This is a genomic window from Ekhidna sp., from assembly GCF_039960695.1.
In the GTDB taxonomy this organism is placed as follows: Bacteria; Bacteroidota; Bacteroidia; order Cytophagales; family Cyclobacteriaceae; genus Ekhidna.
The window spans coordinates 459,311-482,330 of the sequence record NZ_JBDVKP010000004.1 but is presented as its reverse complement, the minus strand read 5'-3'; the positions used below and the strand labels follow the sequence as shown (position 1 = coordinate 482,330).

Genomic DNA, 23,020 nt, shown 5'->3' with positions numbered 1-23,020 from the left:
AAATGGAAATAAAATTGCCGCCTTGGTTTTATTGGATATTCCTCATTTTCGGACTGTTATTGATAATAATGCCGATAACGATAACTCAATCATGGTTTCCTGAGCTTACATTCAGTTCATCAGATGGTTCAATTGGAGATACAATTGGAGGAACTACGGCTCCATTTATCGGTTTCGCTGGTGTATTAATGACATTTCTTGCTTTCTACATTCAATATGACGCTAATCAGCAACTTAAAAAAGATATACGACTGGATCGCTTCGAAAATCGATTTTATGAGTTGTTGAAACTTCACAAAGAAAATGTGAATGAAATTGAAATCGGAAATAGATATTTTGGAAGGAAAGCTCTTATAAGAATTTATGGGGAGTTCAAGTTCATCTACAAGGTGGTTGAAGACGAATGGAATAACTTGGCAAAGAGTAGTAATTTGAAAAAGAAATCTCTGTCTGAGGAATTGAAGAGAGAAGATCTACTTAGTGTAGCATACAATTTATTCTTCATTGGTATACCAAGAGAGCAGAACGAGGATGTAAAACCGTCTGACTATGACTTCACGGAGGAATGTAAAAGTCGGTTATGGTTCATCAGGAGTACATATTTTAATGAAGAAAAAAGAAGACCTACTGACTATCATAAATTAAGAGTTAATGGGAAAAGTAATTCGTACTCTTTTCAAATCGATTATTTCCCATTTGATGGACACTCCGCGAAATTGGGTCACTATTTTAGACATCTTTATCAAATGTTGAAAATGGTAATTCTAAGTCCATCATTTGAAGAAGTTCAGGAAAAAGACAGAGAAATAAAATATTCCTATATTAAGACCATTCGAGCGCAGTTATCAAATCATGAGCAAACCATGATTTATTACAATTCCTTTTTTGAACCTGGCAAGATTTGGTGGGGAGATAACAAAATCAAAGAGAGAAATGCTGATGGTTCCCTGATTAGTTATTTCATGGATTGGGCTATAATTAAAAACATTCCTTACAATCTGGCCAGCTTTGGAATTGCTCCAAAGGAGAAATTCATTGAACAAATGAAATTCAGAAATTATGATGAAGATAGAATTAAGAAAGAGCTACCAAAGCTTTTTGAATGGGAAGAAGATTGATATAGTTCGCATAACGCTTTATTTTGAATAGTCAATGGTCTAAACTTCGTCCACTATCAAAACTAGATCAACTAGCAGAGACCATCATGAAATCAGCTTTCTTGCTTTCTGAAAATCACCATGTTATTCAGAGTTACTTGAATCATTATGGAGCGCATTTCAAAGTTCAAAACAGAGTAGGGGAGCAAGAGTATGATATTCTATTCCGTCAAGTCAATATTGAGAAAACCAACTATGCCTTCATTTCTAAAAAGGATTTAGAAAGAGGTTTGAGAGATGATCTCTGGATTGGGTTGGTCTTGTTTGTAGACAATCAGAAACCAACGAAGTATCTGTTTCCTTCAACCGTCTGGAACGAACCAAATCAATTGTTTACAGACACAGCAGTCAAGAATCCAGAATATGGGATTAATCTCAATAAGAATACAATTGAAATGCTTCAAGAGTTTAGTTTTGAGAGTCAGCTTAATTCACTTTAAACTATGAAAAAGAACATTTACGTTCTACTAACTGTCTTACTTCTATCATGCTCCACGGAATCTTATACAGAAGAAGAAATCATTAATTCTCTTGAAGCTCAACTTGATTCTTTAGGAAAATTCACATCAGCCAGAGAACTTCTACCGCTTGCCGACAGTTTGCAAGCATTGGATGCAGACAATTATCAAGCTCTAAGTACGAAAGGTCTAGCTGCGTTTAACTCGAGGAATCTAGACGAAGCTATCAAGTACTTTACCCGAACTATAGCAATGGATCCGTCAGAACCATACAATCATGCTTTTCTAGGTTGGGCTTATGAACGAATAGGCAAAATAGATTCATCAATAATCTTCTATAAATCCGCTCTAGAAATAGACCCATCAGAGTGGTCATATAGTTATATGATTCCGCAACTAACAACAATTGTATATGGTAAAGAAGCTGGTCTTAAGAGTAGGGAAGAACTTAAAGATTCTCTACATCCTCTTTACTATCACCAGCTTCGACCTGATATTAATCTATATAATGATGATGGTTTGAGCGGGTTTTTTCCACCTTTTTTTGAGGAATTGGAAGGAGATGAATTCTATATCCAAATCCCAGAAGAACTTGTCGATTCAGGTGAAATCAATTCAATGAATAAAGTCCAGATTGCTTTTGCTGACATGGGAATTAACATAATGGTATTTGGTACTGATTCCCAGAACAATGGATACACAATTTGGACTACTGATAAGTATCGTGACGCACTTTCGAAGTTAGATACCTTTAATATCAAAAAACTGCAGTAATGATTAGAGCACTTTTCATTGGTCTGATTTTAATAGCCTGCAGCTCAGAAAAGACTACAGAATACTGGTTAAAACCTGAGAACCAAAATCGCACCCCTGTCAGTTTCAAAGTAGATGATCAATATTGCACAGAGGCTACAATTATTTGTAAAGAAATGCAATTGATCGAATCGCTTGATGATAGTACTAGATCTTTACATTCAGATTCCAAAGTGGATAGCTCATTATCCATTGAACCATATTTTAATGATCTCAAGAGATTAGAAGAAATTAACAGGAAAGCACTAGAAAAGTTGGAGATGCTAAAAGAAGATATGATGGCATTTACTGGCGGATACTGTCCATATGATATTGAGAAATTAAGGTCAGGAGAATTCTCTTTTTTACCAGTTTATCCGTATCGAACAGTTGATACAAAAAGATATTGGTCTAAAATACAAACCAGAAGCGTCCTTAAGAACATTCTTAATGAATTTGATACGGGTTTAGATTCATTAGGTGTACTCTACAATTACACTGAACAAGATCCAGTATTGAGTATTACTAGCACAAGACAACCTGAGGAGATAGAATCAATAATTGATGAACTACTGAAAAACAAAAGTATTATTGAGGCTATCCTTGGAATAAGAATTATTCAAATGGCTACTGTCCAAAAGAGGTTGAAACTTAAAGCAGCCATTATAGGCAGTTAATTATTATGTTAAATAGAACCGTCTCCATCTAGGAGCGGTGGCAAAGCCAAAATTACGAGCGTGGGTTGGGCTGTGGGCTGAGGTTTTATTTTGGCTAGATTTTTTGAATACTTTTTTATCAATGAAAAAAGTATTTGCCTGCCCGGCACGAGGGCAATAGCGAACACCGCTGAAAGACATTAAATTGTGAGCGATTATGAAACTTACCAGCTTAAGTGAAATCGATGAGTCAAAGGAATTCTGGAGAGGAACTAGAATAAGATTAATGAATCATGGTGACATGCATCCAGATGATAAATACTTTGATTACCAACTTACTGAGCTTCCCGGAGATACAGATCACATGATTCTGGTTAACATCACCGAAGACAGTCACAAAGCTGGAGCTGTCTATTTTGGATTAGTACCCATCATTGAAGAATCCAACAAACGAGTTATTAATATAAAAACTCTAGAAAGAGTATTTGATCAAGACTTTGAGCATTGCTATTTAATGGAATAGGATCGTGCCAAACAGAGCGCTGGCCTGCAAGTGTTTGAACAGCCAATCCCGATAGCTATCGGGACTAATCGCTGAGAATGGCGTATCCGCCCGGCTAAAGCCATTCGGACGGGTATGAAAAAAATCTGAACAATTACCCGAATACTGAAAATTTGAACGACGCATGTTGGCTGGAAAACTTTTGCTTTGGGTGGACATCCCGCAACAAGCGGGACAGAGCGTTGGCAACTATTAATAGGCGATCGGCCAGGGCACGGGCGCGCGCAAGGATTGCAGCGCTGGCCGAGCGGCTATTTAACATTAACGTCAAATTATATAACACCTTAGCTAGAAGCACAATCTAAAAGAATGTCAATCAGATGTAGTCACGTCACAGTCCAGCTTTGCTGGTTAACATAATATCATTATATAATCTAAGCTGCGGGATTATCGTCAAAAGTCACAGCAGTAATAAATAACAGCTTTGTTATATAATTTATATTATGTTAAATAGAAATATGCGCAAAGCACACCTATTATGTATATCAACATTATTAATAAATTTTTGAAGGTTGACTTTTTTGAGATGCCGCTTTCAATCTCTCCCTACTTACCCTTGAAATCGTTTAAGAGATAACCTCAATTGTGAGCGGACTTTGTGCGAATAAGACTGGGTTACGTATCCGCTGAGTCAGCTTTACTTCTTCATCAGCAGTTATTAATTGAACTTTATCAATTTACTGAAAATACTTTTCAAGTGTTGGGGTTCTTTTTGTGATCTGAGAAAATATTTTTAACTGCTTCATTGAAATGATTTATTGACAAAGAAACATCTATAGAGAAGACTTTATACGTTCCATTTAATCCTCTGTCTTATTTGAGGCTATTACCTTATAGACAACCAATTCCTTTACCTTTACATTGCTTCTAGCCCATAAAAAAGAATTCAAAAAAAATGGCCTTTATTGATAAAGTACTCAAAGTTCCTACTTATGGTTGGGCAGACGAAAATGGTGAACTGATAGTGCCAAGTAAGAAGCAACTATATAAAGAGTTCTTCTTTAGACTAAACTTTTTCAAGAATAAGAAAAACTGGATCTCAGCAATCAGTTGGGTCAAGGTTCTCTGTCTATTTCTATTTTTCATTCCTTTTGTTGTGTATCATTTGAGTTTTGTAACTCTTACCTTTTTTGTTCTTTATGCGATGATAATAATGAGTACCCACGGCACCATTTGGTTTCATAGATATTGTACGCATAGAGCATATACATTCTCACATCCTATTTGGAGGATTATTACTCAAAATTTGGTCATTAAGACGTTTCCTGAAGAGATTTACGTTATTTCGCACCATGTTCATCATGCAAAGTCTGATCAGCCCGGCGATCCTTATAACCCGAAAGGCGGTCTTATGTACTGCATGATGTCGGATGTAAATCACCAAAGCATTGCCGAAGATTTGACTGAATCAGACTATAAAAGAGCAGCTAATTTCATGACTCATACAGGAGTCCAAATAAATTCGTATGAGCAATATCAGAAATGGGGTTCTGTTGCCACACTCCCATACACCATTTTACTTTGGATTATAAATTGGTCAGTATGGTATGCTATTTTCTATTTTATTGGAGGACATGCAATCGCTACAGCTGCATTCAGTGCAGCAATGTTCTGGTTTGTGTTGGTGAGAGCTTTTAATTATACAGGCCATGGCAAGGGTGATGAGGCACATAAGGATGGTATTGATTTTGATAGAAGTAACCTGTCCATCAATCAAACAAGACCTGGATGGTTTTCAGGAGAATGGCACAACAATCATCACCTTTACCCCACAAGTGCCCGCGCAGGGTTTCTTCCTTATCAATTAGACCTTGCATGGATTTATATTTATTGCCTCAATAAAATAGGAATGATTTCCTCATTTAAGAACTATCAAAGAGAATTTCTTAAAAAATACATTCATATAGAAAAGCCCTAAATATCCATTCTATATCAAATCACTTTTTTGCCATAAGTCTTGAAGTTTGCCTAAAACAACCAACTTCTGGATTTATTATTATTCCATCTTTATATCCGCTGCAATAAAATCCTCAGCGATTAACTCCACCTCCTTTTCATAGTTCATCCAGGACAAATTAGAAAGTAACACGATCACGAGCTTCTCTTCTTCATAGATCTTAAACTCCGCAATTCCCCCAACGGATCCTCCCGGGTGACTGTAGCCTGTGGGTTCCACATACCACCCCAATCCATACTTGGTTCGTGTACCATCGGTTAGCTGCTGTGCTGTTGTAAACTCGCGGATCGTTTCTTCTGAAAGTATTCGTTGCTCTAAATAAGATTGACCAAACTTGATCAGATCTGTGGTCGTAGATATAAATCCACCTCCAGCCCATTTGTAGCTGTTGTTGACATATGGTGCATTTATCAGCTTTCCGAGCGTGTCTACCTCATAAAATGAAGTACGATTCAGGATAACCTCACTGTTTCTGTCTGCACAAGTATTGGACATTTCAAGCGGCGCAAACACCTCTTTTTCCATGTATGTGAGATAATCTAACCCACTGGCGCCTTCAATAGCCGCTCCCAGCAGATTATAGCCAAAGCTTGAATATCGATAGCGACTACCGGGTTCAAAGAGCAAAGTATCCTCGCTAAAGATCGAAAGACTTGCTTCTAAGCTCTTAAAATGATTCATCTGATAGTACTCTTCGTACTGCTGATAGTGCCGAATGCCACCCAGATGCCCTGCAACCTGCGCTATCGTAGGATTGTACTTCTTTTCAGGAAAATAAGGCACATAGGTCTGTATTTCTTTCTTCAAATCCATTTTCCCTTCATCAACAAGCTTGCCTATCGCAGTAGCCGTCAGCGATTTGGAAACACTGCCGATTCTAAATTTGGTCACCCCTGGCATAACCGGTACCTGGTGCTCCAGGTCGGCATAACCAAAACCCTCAGACCAAACCACCGATCCATCAATGGAAACAGCGATATCCAGTCCGGGCACTCGTCGCTCCACCTGAATCGAGTCTAAAAGCTTCTTGCTTCGCGCAATGGCTTGTTCATATTTGGAGGGATGATCTGTATCGGTACGACCGCAGCCCACTGCAAAACAGATGATCAAAAGCCCGAATAAGTAGTTGATTTTTTTCATTTGGTAACTGCTGGATTCTCTTCTTTAATTTCAGTCTTTGGGACATACGTAAATCCAAATCTTCAAAAGTCTGACGTCCGTTTTCAATCCACCCTGACGTCCCCTGGAAGACAAAAAAGAATGACTCTTTCGCTGCGACAAGCCAGCTTTATGCACCACCAATTCGATATTTTGGATTGCTCATCAAATACACTTGAATCGTCGAAATACGCCTATGATTTGGTCTATGAACAGTTAGCTCTTATTTCTATCGGCCAGTTAAATAACCTACCTTTAGTTGAGTCACGCGTAAGTGCTGCATGAAGAAAGTGATTACCATCATCGCCATTCAATTCATTACATTGAATGCATTTGCTCAGTCAAGCAAACTAGACAGCTTGCTTATTCTCCTTCCTCAAACCGCTGAAGAAGACCGGATCACCCTACTCCATGAGATCGTCAAATCTGCCTGGACGTCTAATCCCACGCTTGTCATTCCATTTGGCCGTGAAGCCATTCGCCTTTCCGAAGAACAACAAAATCAGAGACTTCTCTCCATATCGTATCGTATTTTCGGTGGGCTGTACAACTACATGAGCGAGATTGATTCGGGCAAATATTACAAGCTAAAAGCCTTGCAGATTGCTCAAAAGCTCCAGGATTCAATCCTCCTGGCTTCCTCTTACAATAACCTGGGTGTTACCGAGCAGACGGTTGGAAACTACGTCGAAGCGTTAAACTATTATTATCAAGCTTATTTAATCGTCAAACAGCTATTTGACTATCCGAGCTACCCCGTTATTCTGGCTAACCTATCAGAAATTTATTACGATTTAGCTGAGTATGACAGTGCAGTTTTTTACGCGAACATGGCCGTGGATATCACAAGCTTGCAGCCAAACACTTCTCGTCACCTGCTGACATTAAATGCGCTGGCTCGCTCCAAACTTGCTCAAAATGAATTGGATTTCGCTCAAAAACATTACACAACCATTATAAACATCAGCAGAAAAATTGGAGACAAAAGATATGCAGCGTATGCCAACCAGGGTTTGGGCAAGCTGTATACCACCCTGGAAGCCTCCGGGTATGCCCGATTGCATCTGGCGCGTGCGCACGCATTATTTAGTGAGCTGGACGATAAAGCATATCTGGCGGAAATCAACATGGATTTAGGTAATCTGAAAATGTATGAAGAACCTGATTCTGCCTATTATTTCATTCGAAAAAGCCTATCCATTTCTAATGAACTGGGCTTAAAAGATCTACTGATTGACAACTATAAGTTGCTGATTACTCATTTTGGGACGCAAAGAAACTTTGACAGTCTCCAATACTATCTGGCTGTTTATCAGGAACTTCAAAGCATTAAAAGAAAAGAAAACAACCTGCTCAGCATCCAGGGGATGTTTGCTAAGATGAAAGATGAGCACATACGGGAGCAATTGAATAGCCAATCTATCGAGCTGGAACAAAAGACTTTTGAAACCAACTTTTTTGTAGCATTTACGGTGCTCACCATACTTTTTGCCGGACTTATCTATCGGTACTATAGAAAGCAAAAAATGCTTGGTATCTACCTCACCGAGGTGAATGAACAGATCACCAATCAAAATGAACTGATCGACAATAAGAATAAAAAGCTAAGAGCCCTAAACAGCGAGAAAAATGACCTAATCAACATTGTGGCGCATGACCTGAAAAACCCCCTATCTAACATCATCAGTTCTGTCCAGCTTATCAAAGATTCCGATCGGAAAAAAAGCGATGTTCCATTGGAGATCATCGAGGGAAGTGCGATTCGTCTTTCTAATATGATCACCAAAATACTTGACGTTGAGGCTATTGAAAAAGGATTGACCAACTTAAAGTTAGTGCCAGTCAATCTTTCAGATATTTTATCTGACATCTGTGATGACCTTGATAATCAGGCGTTTGCTAAGAACATTAAGTTACATCGAGACCTATCAAGCGGTATTATTGTCTTAGGAGACAAAACCTATATCTATCAGGTACTTGAAAACATTGTTTCCAATGCCATCAAGTATTCTCCCTTTGAAAAGAACATTCATGTTGTACTAAAATCATACAACAGGCTCGCAAAAGTGGAAGTAAAAGATGAAGGTCCCGGCATCTCAGATAAGGAGCAAACGCAGTTGTTTCAGATGTATCAAAAGTTGAGCGCCACTCCTACTGCAGATGAACATTCAAGCGGACTTGGCCTCTCCATTGCAAAGAAATATGTGGATGCCATGTACGGAAAAATCTGGTGCAAGAGCAAGCTTGAGCAAGGCACCAGCTTTTACGTTCAGCTCAAACTCGCCTAATATCCACTAATGTGGCAGCTTATGCTTGATTCGTCCATAGGTATAGGTGCCCAAAGTAGCTGCCGCAATGGTGACAATGAAAACAGAAACACCATTCCCCACCAGTATAAATAAAGGTCCCGGACATGCTCCCGTAAGTGCCCAGCCCAATCCAAAGATGAAACCTCCCAGAATGTATCGGGAGATGCCGCGTTCCTTGGGTGCTATCGTTATGGGTGTTCCGTCGACAGATCGAAGCTTCCTACGCTTAATTATTTGAATGATGATCATTCCCAATACCACTGCAGATCCTAGAATGCCATACATGTGGAAAGATTGGAATCGAAACATCTCATAGATTCTATACCAGGAGATTACCTCTGCTTTGGTCAGCGTTATGCCAAACAGTATTCCAAAAATCAAAAATTTTATAAACTTCATAAGGATATGGCTTTAAATATTGAGGATGTATGGCAGCAACAGATAGGTGATGGTCAGTCCACCGAGAAAGAAGCCAATCACTGCGATGAGTGAAGGAATTTGTAAATCACTGAGCCCGCTGATTCCATGACCGGAAGTACATCCACCCGCATATCTAGCGCCAAATCCTACTAAAAACCCACCTAAAACAACAAATATTAACCCTTTGATAGTCAGCAGGTTATTCCAACTGAATAACTCTTCTGGTATAAGTTGTTTTCCTGGATTGGTAATTCCCATTCCGGTGAGCTCTTCCACTGTCTCTTTACTTAAATTGACACTCCCTGCGGACATCCATTGGCTGGCAATTGCTCCGCCAATGATCAGTCCCAATGCAAAAACAAGGTTCCAATTCTGGGCTTTCCAGTTGAAATCAAAAAACTCACAATGCTTACCTGCACCCATGATGGCACACATGCTACGCAGGTTGCTACTCAACCCAAATCGCTTGCCGCTGAGCAGCAGACTAAACATAATAAAGGCAATAAGTGGTCCTGCCACGTACCACGGCCATGGTTGGCTTAAAAATTCCATTCAATGATTTTGCTAAATTTTCCCTATTTGATTCTTATTTCTGTGTGGTTGGGCACACAAAATTGGTAACTGGAATGTTTGTGGTCTTAATGTCCTTGTATCCTCCTGCCACGTCCACGAGCTTATGAAAGCCACGAGATTTAAGGATGGAAGAAGCAATGACGGATCGATATCCACCTGCACAGTGAATGTGGTAAGTCTTGTCAGCGTCTATTTTATCCATCTGCTCATTGATGTAGTCCAATGGAATATTTTCAGCATCTTCTACGTGTTCTGCTTCAAATTCGCCAGGCTTACGTACATCCATCACGTGTATGTTTCCATTGCTATATCGGCTTGCAAACTCTGCTGCTGGTATAGACTCCATATCCTGAACTTCCTTCTCTGCTGCTTTCCATGCCTCAATGCCGCCTTTCAGATACCCCAGGGTGTTGTCATAGCCTACACGTGAAAGACGAGTCACAACTTCTTCTTCCCGACCTTCATCCGCTAGAAATACGATAGGCTGCTGTAAGTCTGGAATCAGCGCGCCCACCCATGGAGCGAAACTTCCATCAATGCCAATGAAAATCGAATTAGGGATATGTGCTTTGATAAACTCACGCTGGTGGCGTGTATCTAAAACAAGGGCTCCCTCGTGATTAGCCATCGCTTCAAAAGTGTCTACATCAAGTGCCACATTGCCCTTTTCCAAAACAGCATCAATCCCTACTGCAGCGGACTTATTCATCGCCACATTTTGTGCGAAATATTGAGGCGGTGGTAGTAACCCATCTGTTACTTCTTTGATGAATTCTTCTTTCGACATATCAGCTCTCAGCGCATAGTTGTTTTGCTTCTGATTTCCCAGCAGATCGAACGTCTCCTTGCTCATGTTCTTGCCACACGCTGAACCTGCTCCATGTGCTGGATATACGATCACGTTATCCGGAAGTGTCATGATTTTATTTCTCAGGCTTTCATAGAGCATTCCAGCCAGGTCTTCTTGCGTTAATGCCCCTTTCTGCGCTAAATCCGGACGACCAACATCACCGATAAAGAGCGTATCGCCACTGAAAATGGCATGTTCTTTACCTTCCTCATCGATTAACAGATATGTGGTGCTTTCAAGTGTGTGTCCGGGCGTGTGTAGCGTCTTAATTTTCACATTCCCCAACTCAAATATTTCTCCATCTGTAGCTTCATGAAAATCATATGCAGCCTTAGCTCCGGGACCATACACAACCTTCCCTCCTGTCTTATGAGCCAAATCGACATGCCCGGATACGAAATCCGCATGGAAGTGAGTTTCAAAAATGTATTTGATTGTTGCTCCTTCTTTTTCCGCTTTTTTCAGATACGGCGCTGATTCTCTCAGCGGATCTATGATCGCAGCTTCTCCTTCACTTTCTATAAAATAAGCGCCCTGTGCGAGGCATCCTGTATATATCTGTTCAATTTTCATATCTCTAAATTCAATTCAGTACAAAAGTAGTGTGCTTTGCTTTTCAAGTTTGTAACATTTGTTACGTTCTCACATTTGTTTGAAGTGTCACCTTCTTATGTGGGTCTTTTGCGTCGGTTAAAGCATTTTCCACCGCGTCGGTTAAACTTGAAAATAGGTTTTTCTTTCCTATAATCTTTGTTAACCCCGTCTGCTTCATGGTATCTCTTACGGGTCCGATGATGTCACATAAAACCAGCCTCACTCCTTTCCGGTTCAATTCATTGAGCAGGTCATGCAATCCTTCGGAAGCTGTAGCGTCCAGGTGGCTGACGGGACCACAGTCAATGATGATTTCTTTAATCGATTGATCGGTATCGCTCATTTGTTGGATATACTCTCGGATTCCCTGAATGTTTATGAAGCTCAATGGAGCATCAATTCGTAAAATGGCAAGCTCAGGCCAGGTTTCCAGGTCATCGAAGCGGGTGATATTTCTAAATTCATGATGCCCTTTGATACGTCCCAACTGTGCAATATGAGGATATGCGGCTCGATAAAGAAACAAGAGAATAGACAAGGCAATCCCTGTGACAATACCGTTGACCATTCCAATATTGAGTGTAACAAGGAGGGTAAAAAGCAATACAGTAAATTCTTTTCTGTTTTTCCGCCATAGCTCCTTCATGTAAGAGAAATCAAATAATCCGCTTACAGCTACCATGATGATAGCAGCTAAAATAGCATGTGGCAGGTAATAAAAGAGTGGTGTAAGAAAGAGCAGCGTCAATCCGACCAATATGGCACTTATAATCGATGATAATGGTGTGTTCGCGCCGGCTTCATAGTTGACGGCAGAGCGTGAAAATCCACCAGTAACGGGATACGCCTGGAAAAAGGATCCAATCACATTTGCAGCACCCAAACCAATAAGCTCTTGATTGGAAATGACTTTGTGATCTTTCTTTTTTGCCTCGATGGCTTTGGCTACTGAATATGCCTCCATGAAGGCTATTACAGATATTGTAAATGCTAACGGAAGCACCTCTCCAAATCTGCCTAGAGAAAAGTCAGGTACTTGAAAAGCTGGCAATCCTTTGGGGATACTTTGTACGATGCTTACCCCTTGCTGATCGAGTTTCAGTAAATAGACAACCACAATACCTACTATCACAGCTATTAGTGCAGCTGGAATCTTCTTGTTTATCTTTTTAATGAGCTTTAGAATCACAATGCCTGCAATACCAATGATCAGGGTAATGAGGTGCGTTTGATCCATGTGATTGAATGCATTGATCACCACCTCGTAAAAACGATTACTTTTCTCAATATCAGTTCCTAACAGGTACTTGAGTTGGTTAAATCCAATGATTAATGCAGCTGCTGAGGTAAACCCGCTGATTACAGGCTTTGACAATAAGTTGGTGATAAATCCAAGTCGGAATGTACCTAGCAGCAATTGAAAGGCTCCCATAAAAAATGCCAACAGTATCGCAAATGAGATGTATGCATCTGAACCTTCAGTAGCCAGAACAGAAACGCCTGTAGCTACCAACAGAGAATCCATAGCAACTGGTGCGACAGAGAGCTGCCTGGAAGTGCCTAGAATGGCATATATCACTTGTGGTACAATAGAAGCATATAAACCGTAAACAGGCGGCAAGCCGGCAATAAGTGCATAGGCCATACCTTGTGGGATTAACATTACCCCGACAGTTATACCAGCAAACAAATCACCGTTAAGGTTTTCACGTTTGTAGCCTTTAAGCCATTGCAAAATAGGAAGTGAATTTTCAAGACGATTCATGTGCAGCAAAAGTAGCAGAAGTCAATCTAGCGATTCGTAACATTTGTTACACGGAAAACTACAGAATTTCAATTCTATTTCTCTGCTGAGAGATTTTATCGTCCAATTCAAGTTTCTTTAAAAGCCGGGAAATGACTACTCGTGAGGTATTGAGTTCATCGGCAATTTGTTGATGGGTCTTATGAATTTCAAATGACTCTGTTGCTTGCTTCGTATCTAATAAATACTTGAAGAGACGTTCTTCCATATTTGTAAACACCAGGCTGTCAATTGTTTCTATGAGTTCGTCATACCTGAGCTGGTAAGAGCTGAAAATGAATCGCCTAAAGGCAGGATACTTTACCAACCAACGATCTAAGTTGCTATTTGGAATCATCCAAATCTTAGAATCCTCTTCGGCGACCACTTGTATATTGGCTTTCTTTTTCTCTAAACAGCACGTGATAGACATGGAACATGTCTCAGCCGGTTCCAAGTAATATAAGAGAATCTTACTTCCATCAGATCTGTATCTATAGACCTTCAATAATCCGTCTAAAACAAATGGGATCACTTTTTCATGATTATTAGAGTCAATGATGTGATCACCGGATTGAACCTTTTTAAGGTATCCGATTTCCTCAATCTCCTGAATCAAGCCTGGCTCAAAGCCATGAATGCTAAGTATATCCTGTATCATTTCTAATGGGAAGTACAACAAAAAAGCCGATCAAAAAGATCGGCCTTAATATTTTTCTAAACTAAAAGGTTATTCATCGCCTGACACAGCAGCCAATTTCGCTTTTAATTCTTTTTCTTTGTCAGTCATATCTAATCCTTTGTATACATAGATAAGGCTATTCATAACGTCAGGATCTTCACTTTTGAGTGAATGTAGCTTTTCCCAAATAGGTAATGACTCTTTAAGCTTGGTTTCAATTTGTGTTTCAAGCGTTTGATATCTTTTCTTCTCATCAGCCTTGTAGCCAGAAGACTTACCAGGATAGTAGTTAAGACTTCCCTGCTCTTTTACTAGTGCGTTTGTTTCATTGAAAAGCATTGCACCAATGTTGAAGTAAGAATTGAAGTGATTAGGATCTGCAGCTATAGCCTTCTTGTATGTTTCCATGGCTGCTTCTTTTTCTCCCGTCTCATCTTTCAGTACGCCAAGGCTAAATAATAGATCGGCATTATTAGGATCATTTTCAATCGAGTTTTGAATTTCTGTCATTGCCTCATCAATGCGTTCCAAACGGATCAATAGATTGATTTCATACTTAGAGAATTCTAAATCGTCAGGAAAAGCGTTTCTAGCTTCTTTGATGTAACTCAGTCCGTCTTCCAGTCGCTCATCCTTCACAGCATAATTATACAGTTGTAAGAACACGGTTTTGTCCTTCATTCCAGCCTCATACGTTTTCTTGAAGTTAGCTTCAGCTCTTTTAGCATCGCCTGCTGCGGATGCCGCATACGCTGCATTTAATATCGCATTGGTATCACTAGGCATGATGTAATAGGCCGTTTCAAAATTATCTGCAGCACCATTAAAATCATCCTCATTGTAGGCTTCGATTGCACCATTGTAATAAAACGCGTAGTAACCCTGTCTTTTTGATTCTACATTAGCTATTTGACCTGTACTAAAATCAACAGACTGAAATGATTTTTGCTCGGGATCAAGCTCCAGCGCTTTATCGAAAGCTTTTAGTGATGTATCAAGTGCGCCAGGTTCATTATTTGCCGTATCAAGTGCCGCATAAATTTGACCTCTGTAATACCATGTTTTTGGATCATCTTTGGTCTTTTCGTGCTCGATAGCAGCGTCAATGATAGACTTTGCTTCAGCTAATTCTCCGCTTTCCAAAGCAGAAAGTGCCTGATTGATTTTCGGCTTTTTCTGCGCGTATCCAACCACACAAATAGCCGCTAACATTAGGGTTAAAAATGTTCTCATCGTTCTTAGTTTTTATTCGTTATCCTTTTGGTTTTCATTTTGTTCTGAAGATTCAGTTCCTTCCGGGTTCTCATCCTCATCATTTCCAATGTTGGAAATCTTTTCTACCGCAGAGATCTCATCATCTTCATTTAGCTTAATAAGTCGAACACCTTGTGTTGCTCTCCCCATTACTCTGAGATTGTCAACAGACATTCGAATGGCAATACCTGATTTATTGATAATCATCAACTCATCACCATCTACGACATCCTTTATTCCAACAAGTTCTCCTGTTTTCTCAGTTACATTGAGTGTCTTAACACCTTTACCACCTCTTTTGGTGATTCTGTAATCTTCTAGGTTAGATCGTTTACCGTATCCTTTTTCAGATACAACTAATAGGTTTGGAGGGTTTTTGTTGTCTACACAAACCATACCAACTACAAATTCTTTGTCTGTAATCTTCATTCCACGCACACCAGAGGCCATTCTGCCCATAGATCTTACATCAGACTCATGGAAGTTAATTGCGCGTCCAGAATTACATGCTATCACGATATGATTGTCGCCATCAGTCAGTCGTACATTGAGCAATTTGTCGTCTTCGCGGATTGTAATGGCATTGATTCCATTTCTTCTTGGTCTACTGTAAGCTTCTAGGGATGTTTTCTTGATCACTCCTCGCTTCGTACACATTACTAAGAAGTTGTTGTTGATGTAATCTGGATCATCCAGTGTTTTTACGTTGATCACAGATCGCACCTTATCATCAGACTCTATATTGATTACATTCTGAATTGGGCGTCCTTTAGATGTTTTGCTTCCCTCAGGCAGCTCCCAAACTTTTATCCAAAATACCTTACCAAACTCAGTGAAGATCAGTAGGTAATTATGTGCAGATGCAATGAATAGATGTTCTGTGAAGTCATCGTCTTTTGATTTGGCCGCACGACTACCAACTCCACCTCTACCTTGTGTCCTATATTCAACCAAAGGTGTACGTTTTATGTATCCTTGATGTGAAATGGTGATAACCATGTCTTCATCCGGAATCATATCTTCTGCTGTAAACTCATCGGCACTGTGCTCAATCACAGACCTTCTCTCGTCACCGTAGCGTTCTTTGATTTCAAGAAGCTCGTCCTTAATGATTTGCATTCTCCGAGCTTCATTACCTAGGATGTCCTTAAGCTCTTTGATCAACTGTTGAATTTCTTCGTATTCTTTCTGAATTTTATCTCTTTCAAGTCCGGTAAGACGTTGCAGCCTCATATCCAGAATTGCTTTGGCTTGAATTTCAGACAAACTAAATTTCTTTATCAATCCAATGCGTGCCTCATCCGGATCTTTTGAAGATCGAATCAAATTGATTACCTCATCTAAGTTGTCCAGCGCTATCAGGTATCCTTCGAGGATGTGCGCTCTACGCTCTGCCTCTTCTAGTTCATACTCTGTTCTTCGAACCACAACTTCGTGTCTATGGTCGACAAAGTGAACGATTAAGTCTCTGAGATTTAATGTCTTAGGTCGTCCTTTTACAAGTGCTACATTGTTAACACTAAATGAAGATTGCAGTGCAGTCTGCTTGTACAGGTTGTTAAGTACAATGTTCGGAATAGCGTCTCTCTTCAGGTCATATACTACGCGCATTCCTTGCTTATCAGATTCATCTCTGATGTCTGCAATTCCATCAATTTTTTTGTCATTGATCAAAGCAGCCGTCTTCTCGATCATGCTTGCTTTGTTTACCTGGTATGGAATCTCAGTTACAATGATCTGCTCACGTCCGCTACTGGTAGTGTCAAATTCGGCTTTGGCTCGTAATACAACCCTTCCTCTTCCTGTTTCAAATGCGGCTCTGACACCTTGATATCCATAAATGGTCGCTCCTGTAGGGAAATCTGGAGCAGTGATGTGCTGCATCAAACCTTCTATAGTAATCTCACGATCATCAATATAAGCTATGACTCCATCCACAGCTTCTGATAAGTTGTGTGGTGCCATATTCGTAGCCATACCTACGGCGATTCCACTGGCTCCGTTCACCAATAGGTTTGGGATTTTCGAAGGCAATACGCTTGGCTCCTCGGTACTATCGTCATAGTTAGGGACGTAGTCTACTGTGTTCTTTCGAATATCAGAGAGTAGTTCTTCGGAAATCCGTCTCAGTCGCGCTTCGGTATACCTCATAGCTGCCGGTGAATCACCATCGACAGAGCCAAAGTTTCCTTGGCCATCCACTAACGGATATCGCATAGACCAACTTTGAGCCATACGAACCATCGTGTCATAAACCGCAGTATCACCGTGCGGGTGATACTTACCCAGAACGTCCCCGACGATTCTCGCACATTTTTTATACGACTTATTGTAATTGACACCCAATTCGTCCATTCCGTAAAGAATACGTCTGTGAACAGGTTTAAGGCCATCTCTTACGTCCGGTAATGCCCGTGAAATGATTACGCTCATCGAATAATCGATGTAAGCTCCTCTCATCTCTTCTTCTATATTTATCGGAATGATATTCCCTTGTGGGGGTAAGTTGTCGTTATCTCCGTCTGCCATTTATGCTTATTAGGGTTAGCCAAAAATCAACCCGCAATTTAGCAAAATTCTAGCTGAAAACACTGGTTTTAGGTGAACAGAATTTGGATTAAAAATAGGTTCGAAAAACTTAATTCTTGGTGGGATTTAGCTTGCGTCTATTCTTTCTCTTTGTGCGCCAAATATTACGATGATTTTCACCAACTTTTGGGTTTTGCCTCTTCCATATTGGCTGTCCTCTCACCTCTTCTCTGCGACCGGTTCTGGGGTCGGTATAAACATGTTTCAACTGTACGTGATCACTTTTCATTGGTGAACGACGAATATCCGGAATATTGATACTTATACCAGCTTGAATGAAAAATGTGGGGTATTTATGCTGAACTGATGAACCATCCGGGATATTAATTGTGTAGGATTTAAATTCCAGACTGGGCTTGATTATTACACGGAAGTACTCCGACCAGTTATTTTCGATACTTACACCGATATTGGTGTAGATACCTCTTGATATGGCCCCACTATTAAACTGCTTACCAGCAGTAATTCTCCCGACCTGGAGCTCTGCAACAAAATCATAGCTCCAAAACGAATAAAATTTATAGCCTGCTGTCGCGAACAATCTGGAGTACCTACTGCGTACAACATTGGGTTGATAGTTTCTAACCTGATCACCATAGGCTGTAGGCTTCAAGGGTCTTAAAAAATGAATTTCATAAGAATAACCAAGACCAAATCTGAACTTATCATAGTTGTAATGAATAGCTAATGAAATTGGAATTCCACGAGACCCACCTTTAAATCCAAAGTCTGTTGTATCGGTATCAACTAAAAATGTTTGGTCACCCAGGTTTGGGTTATACACAGGATTTGGCAGGTATTCGAAAGGGAGATCAAACGGGTTTTCCAGTGATGTTTCAAACCCCAATTGTGGATCGTTGAGCCAATCGGTATATCCAGAAAAGCTACTCCCAAGATTTTCAATATCATTTGAAAATATGAATTGGCTTTCAGCATCCTGATAAAAGTAAACGCCTCGAAGCTGGTGCGAGTAGCTGGTAATCCCAACACCTGTTGTTGCGGTAATGCTAAATTTATTTAAAATTACCTTAACTGGATTTCGATAGATATTGTAGCGTTCATAGATATCCTGCCCCGCCACCTCAGCAGCGAGAAGTGCTAGTAAAATAAAAAGGCTATATCGTTTGGCAGCAGCGAGCAAATTATCCCAAAATTAAACCATTAATCAACACGAGTGATTTCAAATAATAATGTTCGGTATGGTGGGATTCTAGTGACATAATCAGGTATGATTCCATCGGCTATCAGGTCATCAACTATGAAACTGGGAATTACTAAAGCACTCTCTCTATAGGCTTGAGACGATGGGATCATGACCAGTGACTGTTCGCCTGTTTGCATCATGGAAACGGCAAACTCAAAACCGGTTAATAGCTCTCTTGGACTTCCGGATCCATACACCCATTGAAATCCATTGTCGCTTCCAAATGAAGAATCATCTATGAATCGGCCGGTATAATCTACAATCATAGTATCTCCATTTAAAGGCACTGGGCCAGCACCAGCACGTAAGCGCTTGAATGAAATACCCGAGGCTGGAAATTGCTTTACTGTATTAAGTGGATTGGTAACGGTATCATTGAGGTTATTAGAAGTAATGTAATTATCAATATCTACCAGCTCTTGAGTAAACAAATCTGTTTCATTGTGAACGGTTGCAAGTGTTATCTTAAGGTGAGCAATTAGATCTGCATTGATAGCACCAGAGGTTAGATCTTGATAACCTTGACTCGGAGGTAAGATGAAATTGTAGGTTTCTCCCACTCGCATCAAACTGACACCAAAGTCAGCGCCTAAGGGATAAATTGCTGAAGTTCCTACTTTGTGAAGCAGCGAATCTCCATTTGCCCTTTGATGCTGTGCAATTACGTTTCCATTTAGATCTTGTAAAGTATAATAAATAGCTGCTACACTTCCGTCAGTTGCTTGATTTCCTGAAGGATTTAAGCTGTCTGCATAATAGTAAATTCCCGTATTGTCATCGCGAGCGGCTGTTACATTCATGGAATCTAACCATGCTTGTATTTCATCATCTGATGTGGTCCTGACACTATTGTCATTGCCACAAGAGCTAATCAAAATACCAAAGATTAATATGGCTATGTATCTCATCACTACCACCAACAACGCGTTAGAATTGGATAGATTATTTGAAGGTCTTACAAAACATTTGGAAAACAGGAATTTTATCTAGCTCCAGTTTTTCTCCAATCAATATCATCCGCTGGTATTCTGCCTTCCCTATTTTGTGATTCTGATTAATGATGTCTTCATCATTTTCCAAGAAAAAACTCGCAATGAATCGAATCAGCAAGTATGGTGAATGAAGAACGGCTTGTCTGTATTCATTGTAATCTATATCTCCATCTCCTGGTGGCCTTCCAAGATCTAGTTCATTAATCCCGCAAGTGATCTTTATTGTTTCTTTCAAAACACCCATGAATTTGTCTGACCAGTTGTAGTAGTTTTTTATCAAAAACTTCATGGCATAGACTACCGGATCTTTCTTCATAAAATAGCCACCCTTTGAGAGTTTCCTGGCTTTCTTATTCAAAGCCATTTCTTCAAATAGTGTAATCTTTCCATCTGCCATTGCAATACCAATGGTTGGCGCCATGATGATCAATGAGAAAAAATCCTCATCATTGATTTCCAGATATGGTGCTTCGGTTTTTAAAAAGTCCTTTTTCAGTGCTATAGTAGCCTCTTTAACTTCGGGATACTCGATCATGGACTCTATTTCGTACTCGGTGAACATATTAGGGTGCGGTTAATTAATCAGCCTCAAAATAAACCCTTTTAACTAAATAGGGAAAAGTACGGGTCTAAATAATTCTAAGATTATTTTCGCTGAAAACACAAAAAGATGATAGATAAGAATATTCAGCTTGCTATTCAGGTCGTTCCATTGGATCGCGAAGGTGATGTTTATGATAAAATAGATGCTGCTATCGAGGTTATTCAAAAATCCGGTGTTGATTATATGATCACTCCAATGGAAACGGTGATGACGGGTCCCTATGACAAACTGCAGGAAATAGCTCGCAATGCTCAAGAGGCACTTATAAATGTTGGATGCAGAGAATTTCTGGTCAACATAAAAATGCATGTTCGGACAGACAGAGATGTGACAGTAGAAGAAAAAAGACTGGATCGGTAATTAAAAAGCAATGTTGCTTTCCAAAGACTGGTAGGTTTGAAACTGGGTCTTTCCTTTCTGACCTACAAATTTGAAGGTCTGCTGACTTTCCGCAGCTTTGTGACTATCTGTATGCAGAATGATTTGATTTTCACCTTCTTTCAATGGGACTCTGCTGTAGAATATGCTATGAGGAATGGTTTGCCAGTTTCTGGTATCCGCTTGTTCAGAAGCAAAGTTGATTAAGCCTACAAGGAAGCCTAATGTTTCATCTTCTTTTCGAACTTGTTTTTCTACCATCTTTTTTAGCGCTACCCGTAACAACCCTTTTCCCAATTCTTCCAACATTCGTTCTCTTAGTGTCTTAAAAGCAATTGCATTTATGTCCTCTGCCTTCTCTAAAGGGTAGTAGTAGTTATCGATCTCCAGACTTGCAGACGAAAAGAAAGGCTCCCGCTCCACATACTTCGGAAATGCGACACGTGTTCCAGTCAGGTCTGTAATACTGGCATTTCCATCTTCATTGGTGTCGTAATAAAAGGGAAAGTTTAAGCCATATTCTTCATTTTGAAAGAATACCTGACCACCAGAACCTTTAATAGCAACGAAGTTAATCGACCATTCATCTTTCACAGGGGCAAGGCCATTGTGCCAAAAGAATACTAATTCGCCTCCTTCCGCAGGTGGCAATTGAACATATTCCATTCCCAGTTCTTCACTAAACTTATCTCTCTCTTCCTGAAAACCAGCAAGTGAAGCTGTTCGCAACAAGTCTTTCTTAAGTTGTTGAGGAGCTACAAGAGCAAACATTTCGGTGTATTCCTTTTGATAAATTTCCAAGGAATTACGATATGCGATAAATGCATTGTTATAGTCACCTGCCGCATCGTAAATGATTCCCATTAGATTATGAACAAAAGCATCTTTCTGATATTTGCTTTCGGAAACGTACTTATCTCCTAACTCAAACAAACGCTGATTTAATCTTCTGCATTCTACTAATGCCGATTCATAATCTTCCATCTTCAAATAATTGAGCGCCTTATAATATAGAAGCATCAGGTGCTCATGATCCTCTCCTGGATATACGATCAAGTTTGGATTCAAAAAGTAGGAAGCAGCAAAGTTTAAATAATTTTTGTGGTAATCTTCACCGAATAAATAGGCTTGTTCCAGCCAATTATTACTCTCTTGATAATTCCCTAATAAATGCTCAACTACACCTTGATTGGCATAATATAGAAAACGTGTCTTACTTCTTGCTGCTTTCTTATTCTGATCCAGAATAGTTGCTGCTTGCTCAATGTTACCTTGCTCAAAATTCTTATTGAATTCGTAATTGAGCTGATAAAATGAAGCACAACTTGTGAGTGCAATAAGGATCGCAATTGAAAATATGGTCTTAATTGAAACCATGAATAGATGTGGTGATTTTTTACAAAAGAGGATATAAAACCGTAAGTTCCCATGCAAGGAACTCACGGCTTATCAATAGCACTAGTTCTTAATGTACTTCTTGATTTCTTTGTCTCCTAACCATACTTTTTCATTGGTTTCTATGCTTACCAATTCCAGGTTCACTTTGTAGTTGACTACTTTTTCTTTTTTGTAAGAATCGGTAACAGCGGTGATCACGCCAAACATCATAAAGTCCGCTCCAAGCTCTTTCCCCCATTTTGCCTGAGTTTCCGGGGAAGCAAATTCTCCCTGCTCTGCACGCTCCTGACGGAGTTTTTCGCGGAATTCAGAGTTAGATACTACTCTTACAAAACCTGAGTTGATAAATTCTCTTTCCATGTCTTTGATGAATGTCTCTGATTCAATATGCTCTGAACTTTTATTTTGAACATATCCAACGATGACTACTGGCTTTCGATCGTTTTCAATTTTGAAATTATTATGCCAAGGTCTACCAGTTACATCCTGGATCATTTCTTCAGCTACTAATTTAGAGTCAGTATCATTCCAACGACCACTGAGGTCTACCTGCTGATCAGGGTTGATACGTGTAACTTGCCTATTGCAAGAAGCCAGCACTACAACAGCAAGTACTAGCATGGATAATTGAGTGATTTTTTTCATTTTAT

Annotated in this window: 21 protein-coding genes; 8 read left to right on the top strand and 13 right to left on the bottom strand. The window is 39.8% G+C overall.

Features of this window, described 5'->3' with window-relative positions; genetic code table 11:
* Nucleotides 1-2 precede the first annotated feature (2 nt).
* From ABJG98_RS02880 to ABJG98_RS02855, 6 genes are all read left to right on the top strand, one after another.
* The gene (locus tag ABJG98_RS02880; RefSeq protein WP_348277958.1) at nucleotides 3-1,118 is read left to right on the top strand and encodes a putative phage abortive infection protein; all 1,116 of its coding nucleotides are present in this window, start codon (nucleotides 3-5) and stop codon (nucleotides 1,116-1,118) included.
* Between the two features lie 86 nt (nucleotides 1,119-1,204).
* Complete coding sequence (locus tag ABJG98_RS02875) at nucleotides 1,205-1,597, top strand: hypothetical protein (protein WP_348277957.1); 393 nt, start codon at nucleotides 1,205-1,207, stop codon at nucleotides 1,595-1,597.
* Between the two features lie 3 nt (nucleotides 1,598-1,600).
* The gene (locus tag ABJG98_RS02870; RefSeq protein ID WP_348277956.1) at nucleotides 1,601-2,389 is read left to right on the top strand and encodes a tetratricopeptide repeat protein; all 789 of its coding nucleotides are present in this window, start codon (nucleotides 1,601-1,603) and stop codon (nucleotides 2,387-2,389) included.
* Nucleotides 2,389-3,084 (top strand): hypothetical protein, encoded by a 696-nt coding sequence (locus ABJG98_RS02865; RefSeq protein ID WP_348277955.1) that lies wholly within the window; start codon nucleotides 2,389-2,391, stop codon nucleotides 3,082-3,084. The genes ABJG98_RS02870 and ABJG98_RS02865 overlap by 1 nt, the downstream gene beginning before the upstream one ends.
* Before the next feature lie 196 nt (nucleotides 3,085-3,280).
* The gene (locus tag ABJG98_RS02860; RefSeq protein ID WP_348277954.1) at nucleotides 3,281-3,586 is read left to right on the top strand and encodes a hypothetical protein; all 306 of its coding nucleotides are present in this window, start codon (nucleotides 3,281-3,283) and stop codon (nucleotides 3,584-3,586) included.
* Between the two features lie 934 nt (nucleotides 3,587-4,520).
* Entirely contained in the window at nucleotides 4,521-5,543 is a 1,023-nt protein-coding gene (locus tag ABJG98_RS02855) for a fatty acid desaturase (RefSeq protein WP_348277953.1), read from the top strand.
* 78 nt (nucleotides 5,544-5,621) lie between these two features.
* Here ABJG98_RS02855 and ABJG98_RS02850 read toward each other — a convergent pair whose 3' ends face one another.
* A complete protein-coding gene (locus ABJG98_RS02850; protein ID WP_348277952.1) occupies nucleotides 5,622-6,722 on the bottom strand; it encodes a serine hydrolase domain-containing protein in 1,101 nt (366 codons plus the stop codon).
* Between the two features lie 299 nt (nucleotides 6,723-7,021).
* Between ABJG98_RS02850 and ABJG98_RS02845 the strand changes: the two genes are divergently transcribed.
* Entirely contained in the window at nucleotides 7,022-9,028 is a 2,007-nt protein-coding gene (locus tag ABJG98_RS02845; RefSeq protein ID WP_348277951.1) for a tetratricopeptide repeat-containing sensor histidine kinase, read from the top strand.
* 6 nt (nucleotides 9,029-9,034) lie between these two features.
* Here the strand turns inward: ABJG98_RS02845 and ABJG98_RS02840 are convergent, their stop codons facing one another.
* From ABJG98_RS02840 to ABJG98_RS02795, 10 genes are all read right to left on the bottom strand, one after another.
* Entirely contained in the window at nucleotides 9,035-9,448 is a 414-nt protein-coding gene (locus ABJG98_RS02840) for a DUF6691 family protein (RefSeq protein ID WP_348277950.1), read from the bottom strand.
* Between the two features lie 12 nt (nucleotides 9,449-9,460).
* Complete coding sequence (locus tag ABJG98_RS02835) at nucleotides 9,461-10,021, bottom strand: YeeE/YedE thiosulfate transporter family protein (protein ID WP_348277949.1); 561 nt, start codon at nucleotides 10,019-10,021, stop codon at nucleotides 9,461-9,463.
* 34 nt (nucleotides 10,022-10,055) lie between these two features.
* The gene (locus tag ABJG98_RS02830; protein ID WP_348277948.1) at nucleotides 10,056-11,465 is read right to left on the bottom strand and encodes an MBL fold metallo-hydrolase; all 1,410 of its coding nucleotides are present in this window, start codon (nucleotides 11,463-11,465) and stop codon (nucleotides 10,056-10,058) included.
* A 61-nt stretch (nucleotides 11,466-11,526) separates the two neighbouring features.
* A complete protein-coding gene (sulP, locus tag ABJG98_RS02825; protein WP_348277947.1) occupies nucleotides 11,527-13,251 on the bottom strand; it encodes a sulfate permease in 1,725 nt (574 codons plus the stop codon).
* 58 nt (nucleotides 13,252-13,309) lie between these two features.
* The gene (locus ABJG98_RS02820; RefSeq protein WP_348277946.1) at nucleotides 13,310-13,930 is read right to left on the bottom strand and encodes a Crp/Fnr family transcriptional regulator; all 621 of its coding nucleotides are present in this window, start codon (nucleotides 13,928-13,930) and stop codon (nucleotides 13,310-13,312) included.
* Between the two features lie 69 nt (nucleotides 13,931-13,999).
* Nucleotides 14,000-15,184, bottom strand: a complete 1,185-nt coding sequence (locus tag ABJG98_RS02815; protein ID WP_348277945.1) for a tetratricopeptide repeat protein — start codon at nucleotides 15,182-15,184, stop codon at nucleotides 14,000-14,002.
* A gap of 12 nt (nucleotides 15,185-15,196) precedes the next feature.
* Nucleotides 15,197-17,734 carry a DNA gyrase subunit A gene (gene gyrA, locus ABJG98_RS02810; protein ID WP_348277944.1) on the bottom strand — a complete coding sequence of 846 codons (2,538 nt, stop codon included), beginning with the start codon at nucleotides 17,732-17,734 and terminating at the stop codon, nucleotides 15,197-15,199.
* Nucleotides 17,735-17,843: 109 nt separating this feature from the next.
* Complete coding sequence (locus ABJG98_RS02805) at nucleotides 17,844-18,935, bottom strand: hypothetical protein (RefSeq protein WP_348277943.1); 1,092 nt, start codon at nucleotides 18,933-18,935, stop codon at nucleotides 17,844-17,846.
* 20 nt (nucleotides 18,936-18,955) lie between these two features.
* Nucleotides 18,956-19,906: an FKBP-type peptidyl-prolyl cis-trans isomerase gene (locus ABJG98_RS02800; protein WP_348277942.1), complete on the bottom strand. Its 951-nt coding sequence runs from the start codon at nucleotides 19,904-19,906 to the stop codon at nucleotides 18,956-18,958.
* A gap of 34 nt (nucleotides 19,907-19,940) precedes the next feature.
* Nucleotides 19,941-20,552 carry a hypothetical protein gene (locus ABJG98_RS02795; RefSeq protein ID WP_348277941.1) on the bottom strand — a complete coding sequence of 204 codons (612 nt, stop codon included), beginning with the start codon at nucleotides 20,550-20,552 and terminating at the stop codon, nucleotides 19,941-19,943.
* Nucleotides 20,553-20,660: 108 nt separating this feature from the next.
* On the opposite strand from ABJG98_RS02795, the gene ABJG98_RS02790 reads away from it, so the two are divergent.
* Nucleotides 20,661-20,954, top strand: a complete 294-nt coding sequence (locus ABJG98_RS02790) for a thiamine-binding protein (protein WP_348277940.1) — start codon at nucleotides 20,661-20,663, stop codon at nucleotides 20,952-20,954.
* Here ABJG98_RS02790 and ABJG98_RS02785 read toward each other — a convergent pair whose 3' ends face one another.
* Entirely contained in the window at nucleotides 20,955-22,349 is a 1,395-nt protein-coding gene (locus ABJG98_RS02785; RefSeq protein ID WP_348277939.1) for a hypothetical protein, read from the bottom strand.
* A gap of 81 nt (nucleotides 22,350-22,430) precedes the next feature.
* The gene (locus ABJG98_RS02780; RefSeq protein WP_348277938.1) at nucleotides 22,431-23,015 is read right to left on the bottom strand and encodes a penicillin-binding protein activator LpoB; all 585 of its coding nucleotides are present in this window, start codon (nucleotides 23,013-23,015) and stop codon (nucleotides 22,431-22,433) included.
* Between the last annotated feature and the right edge of the window lie 5 nt (nucleotides 23,016-23,020).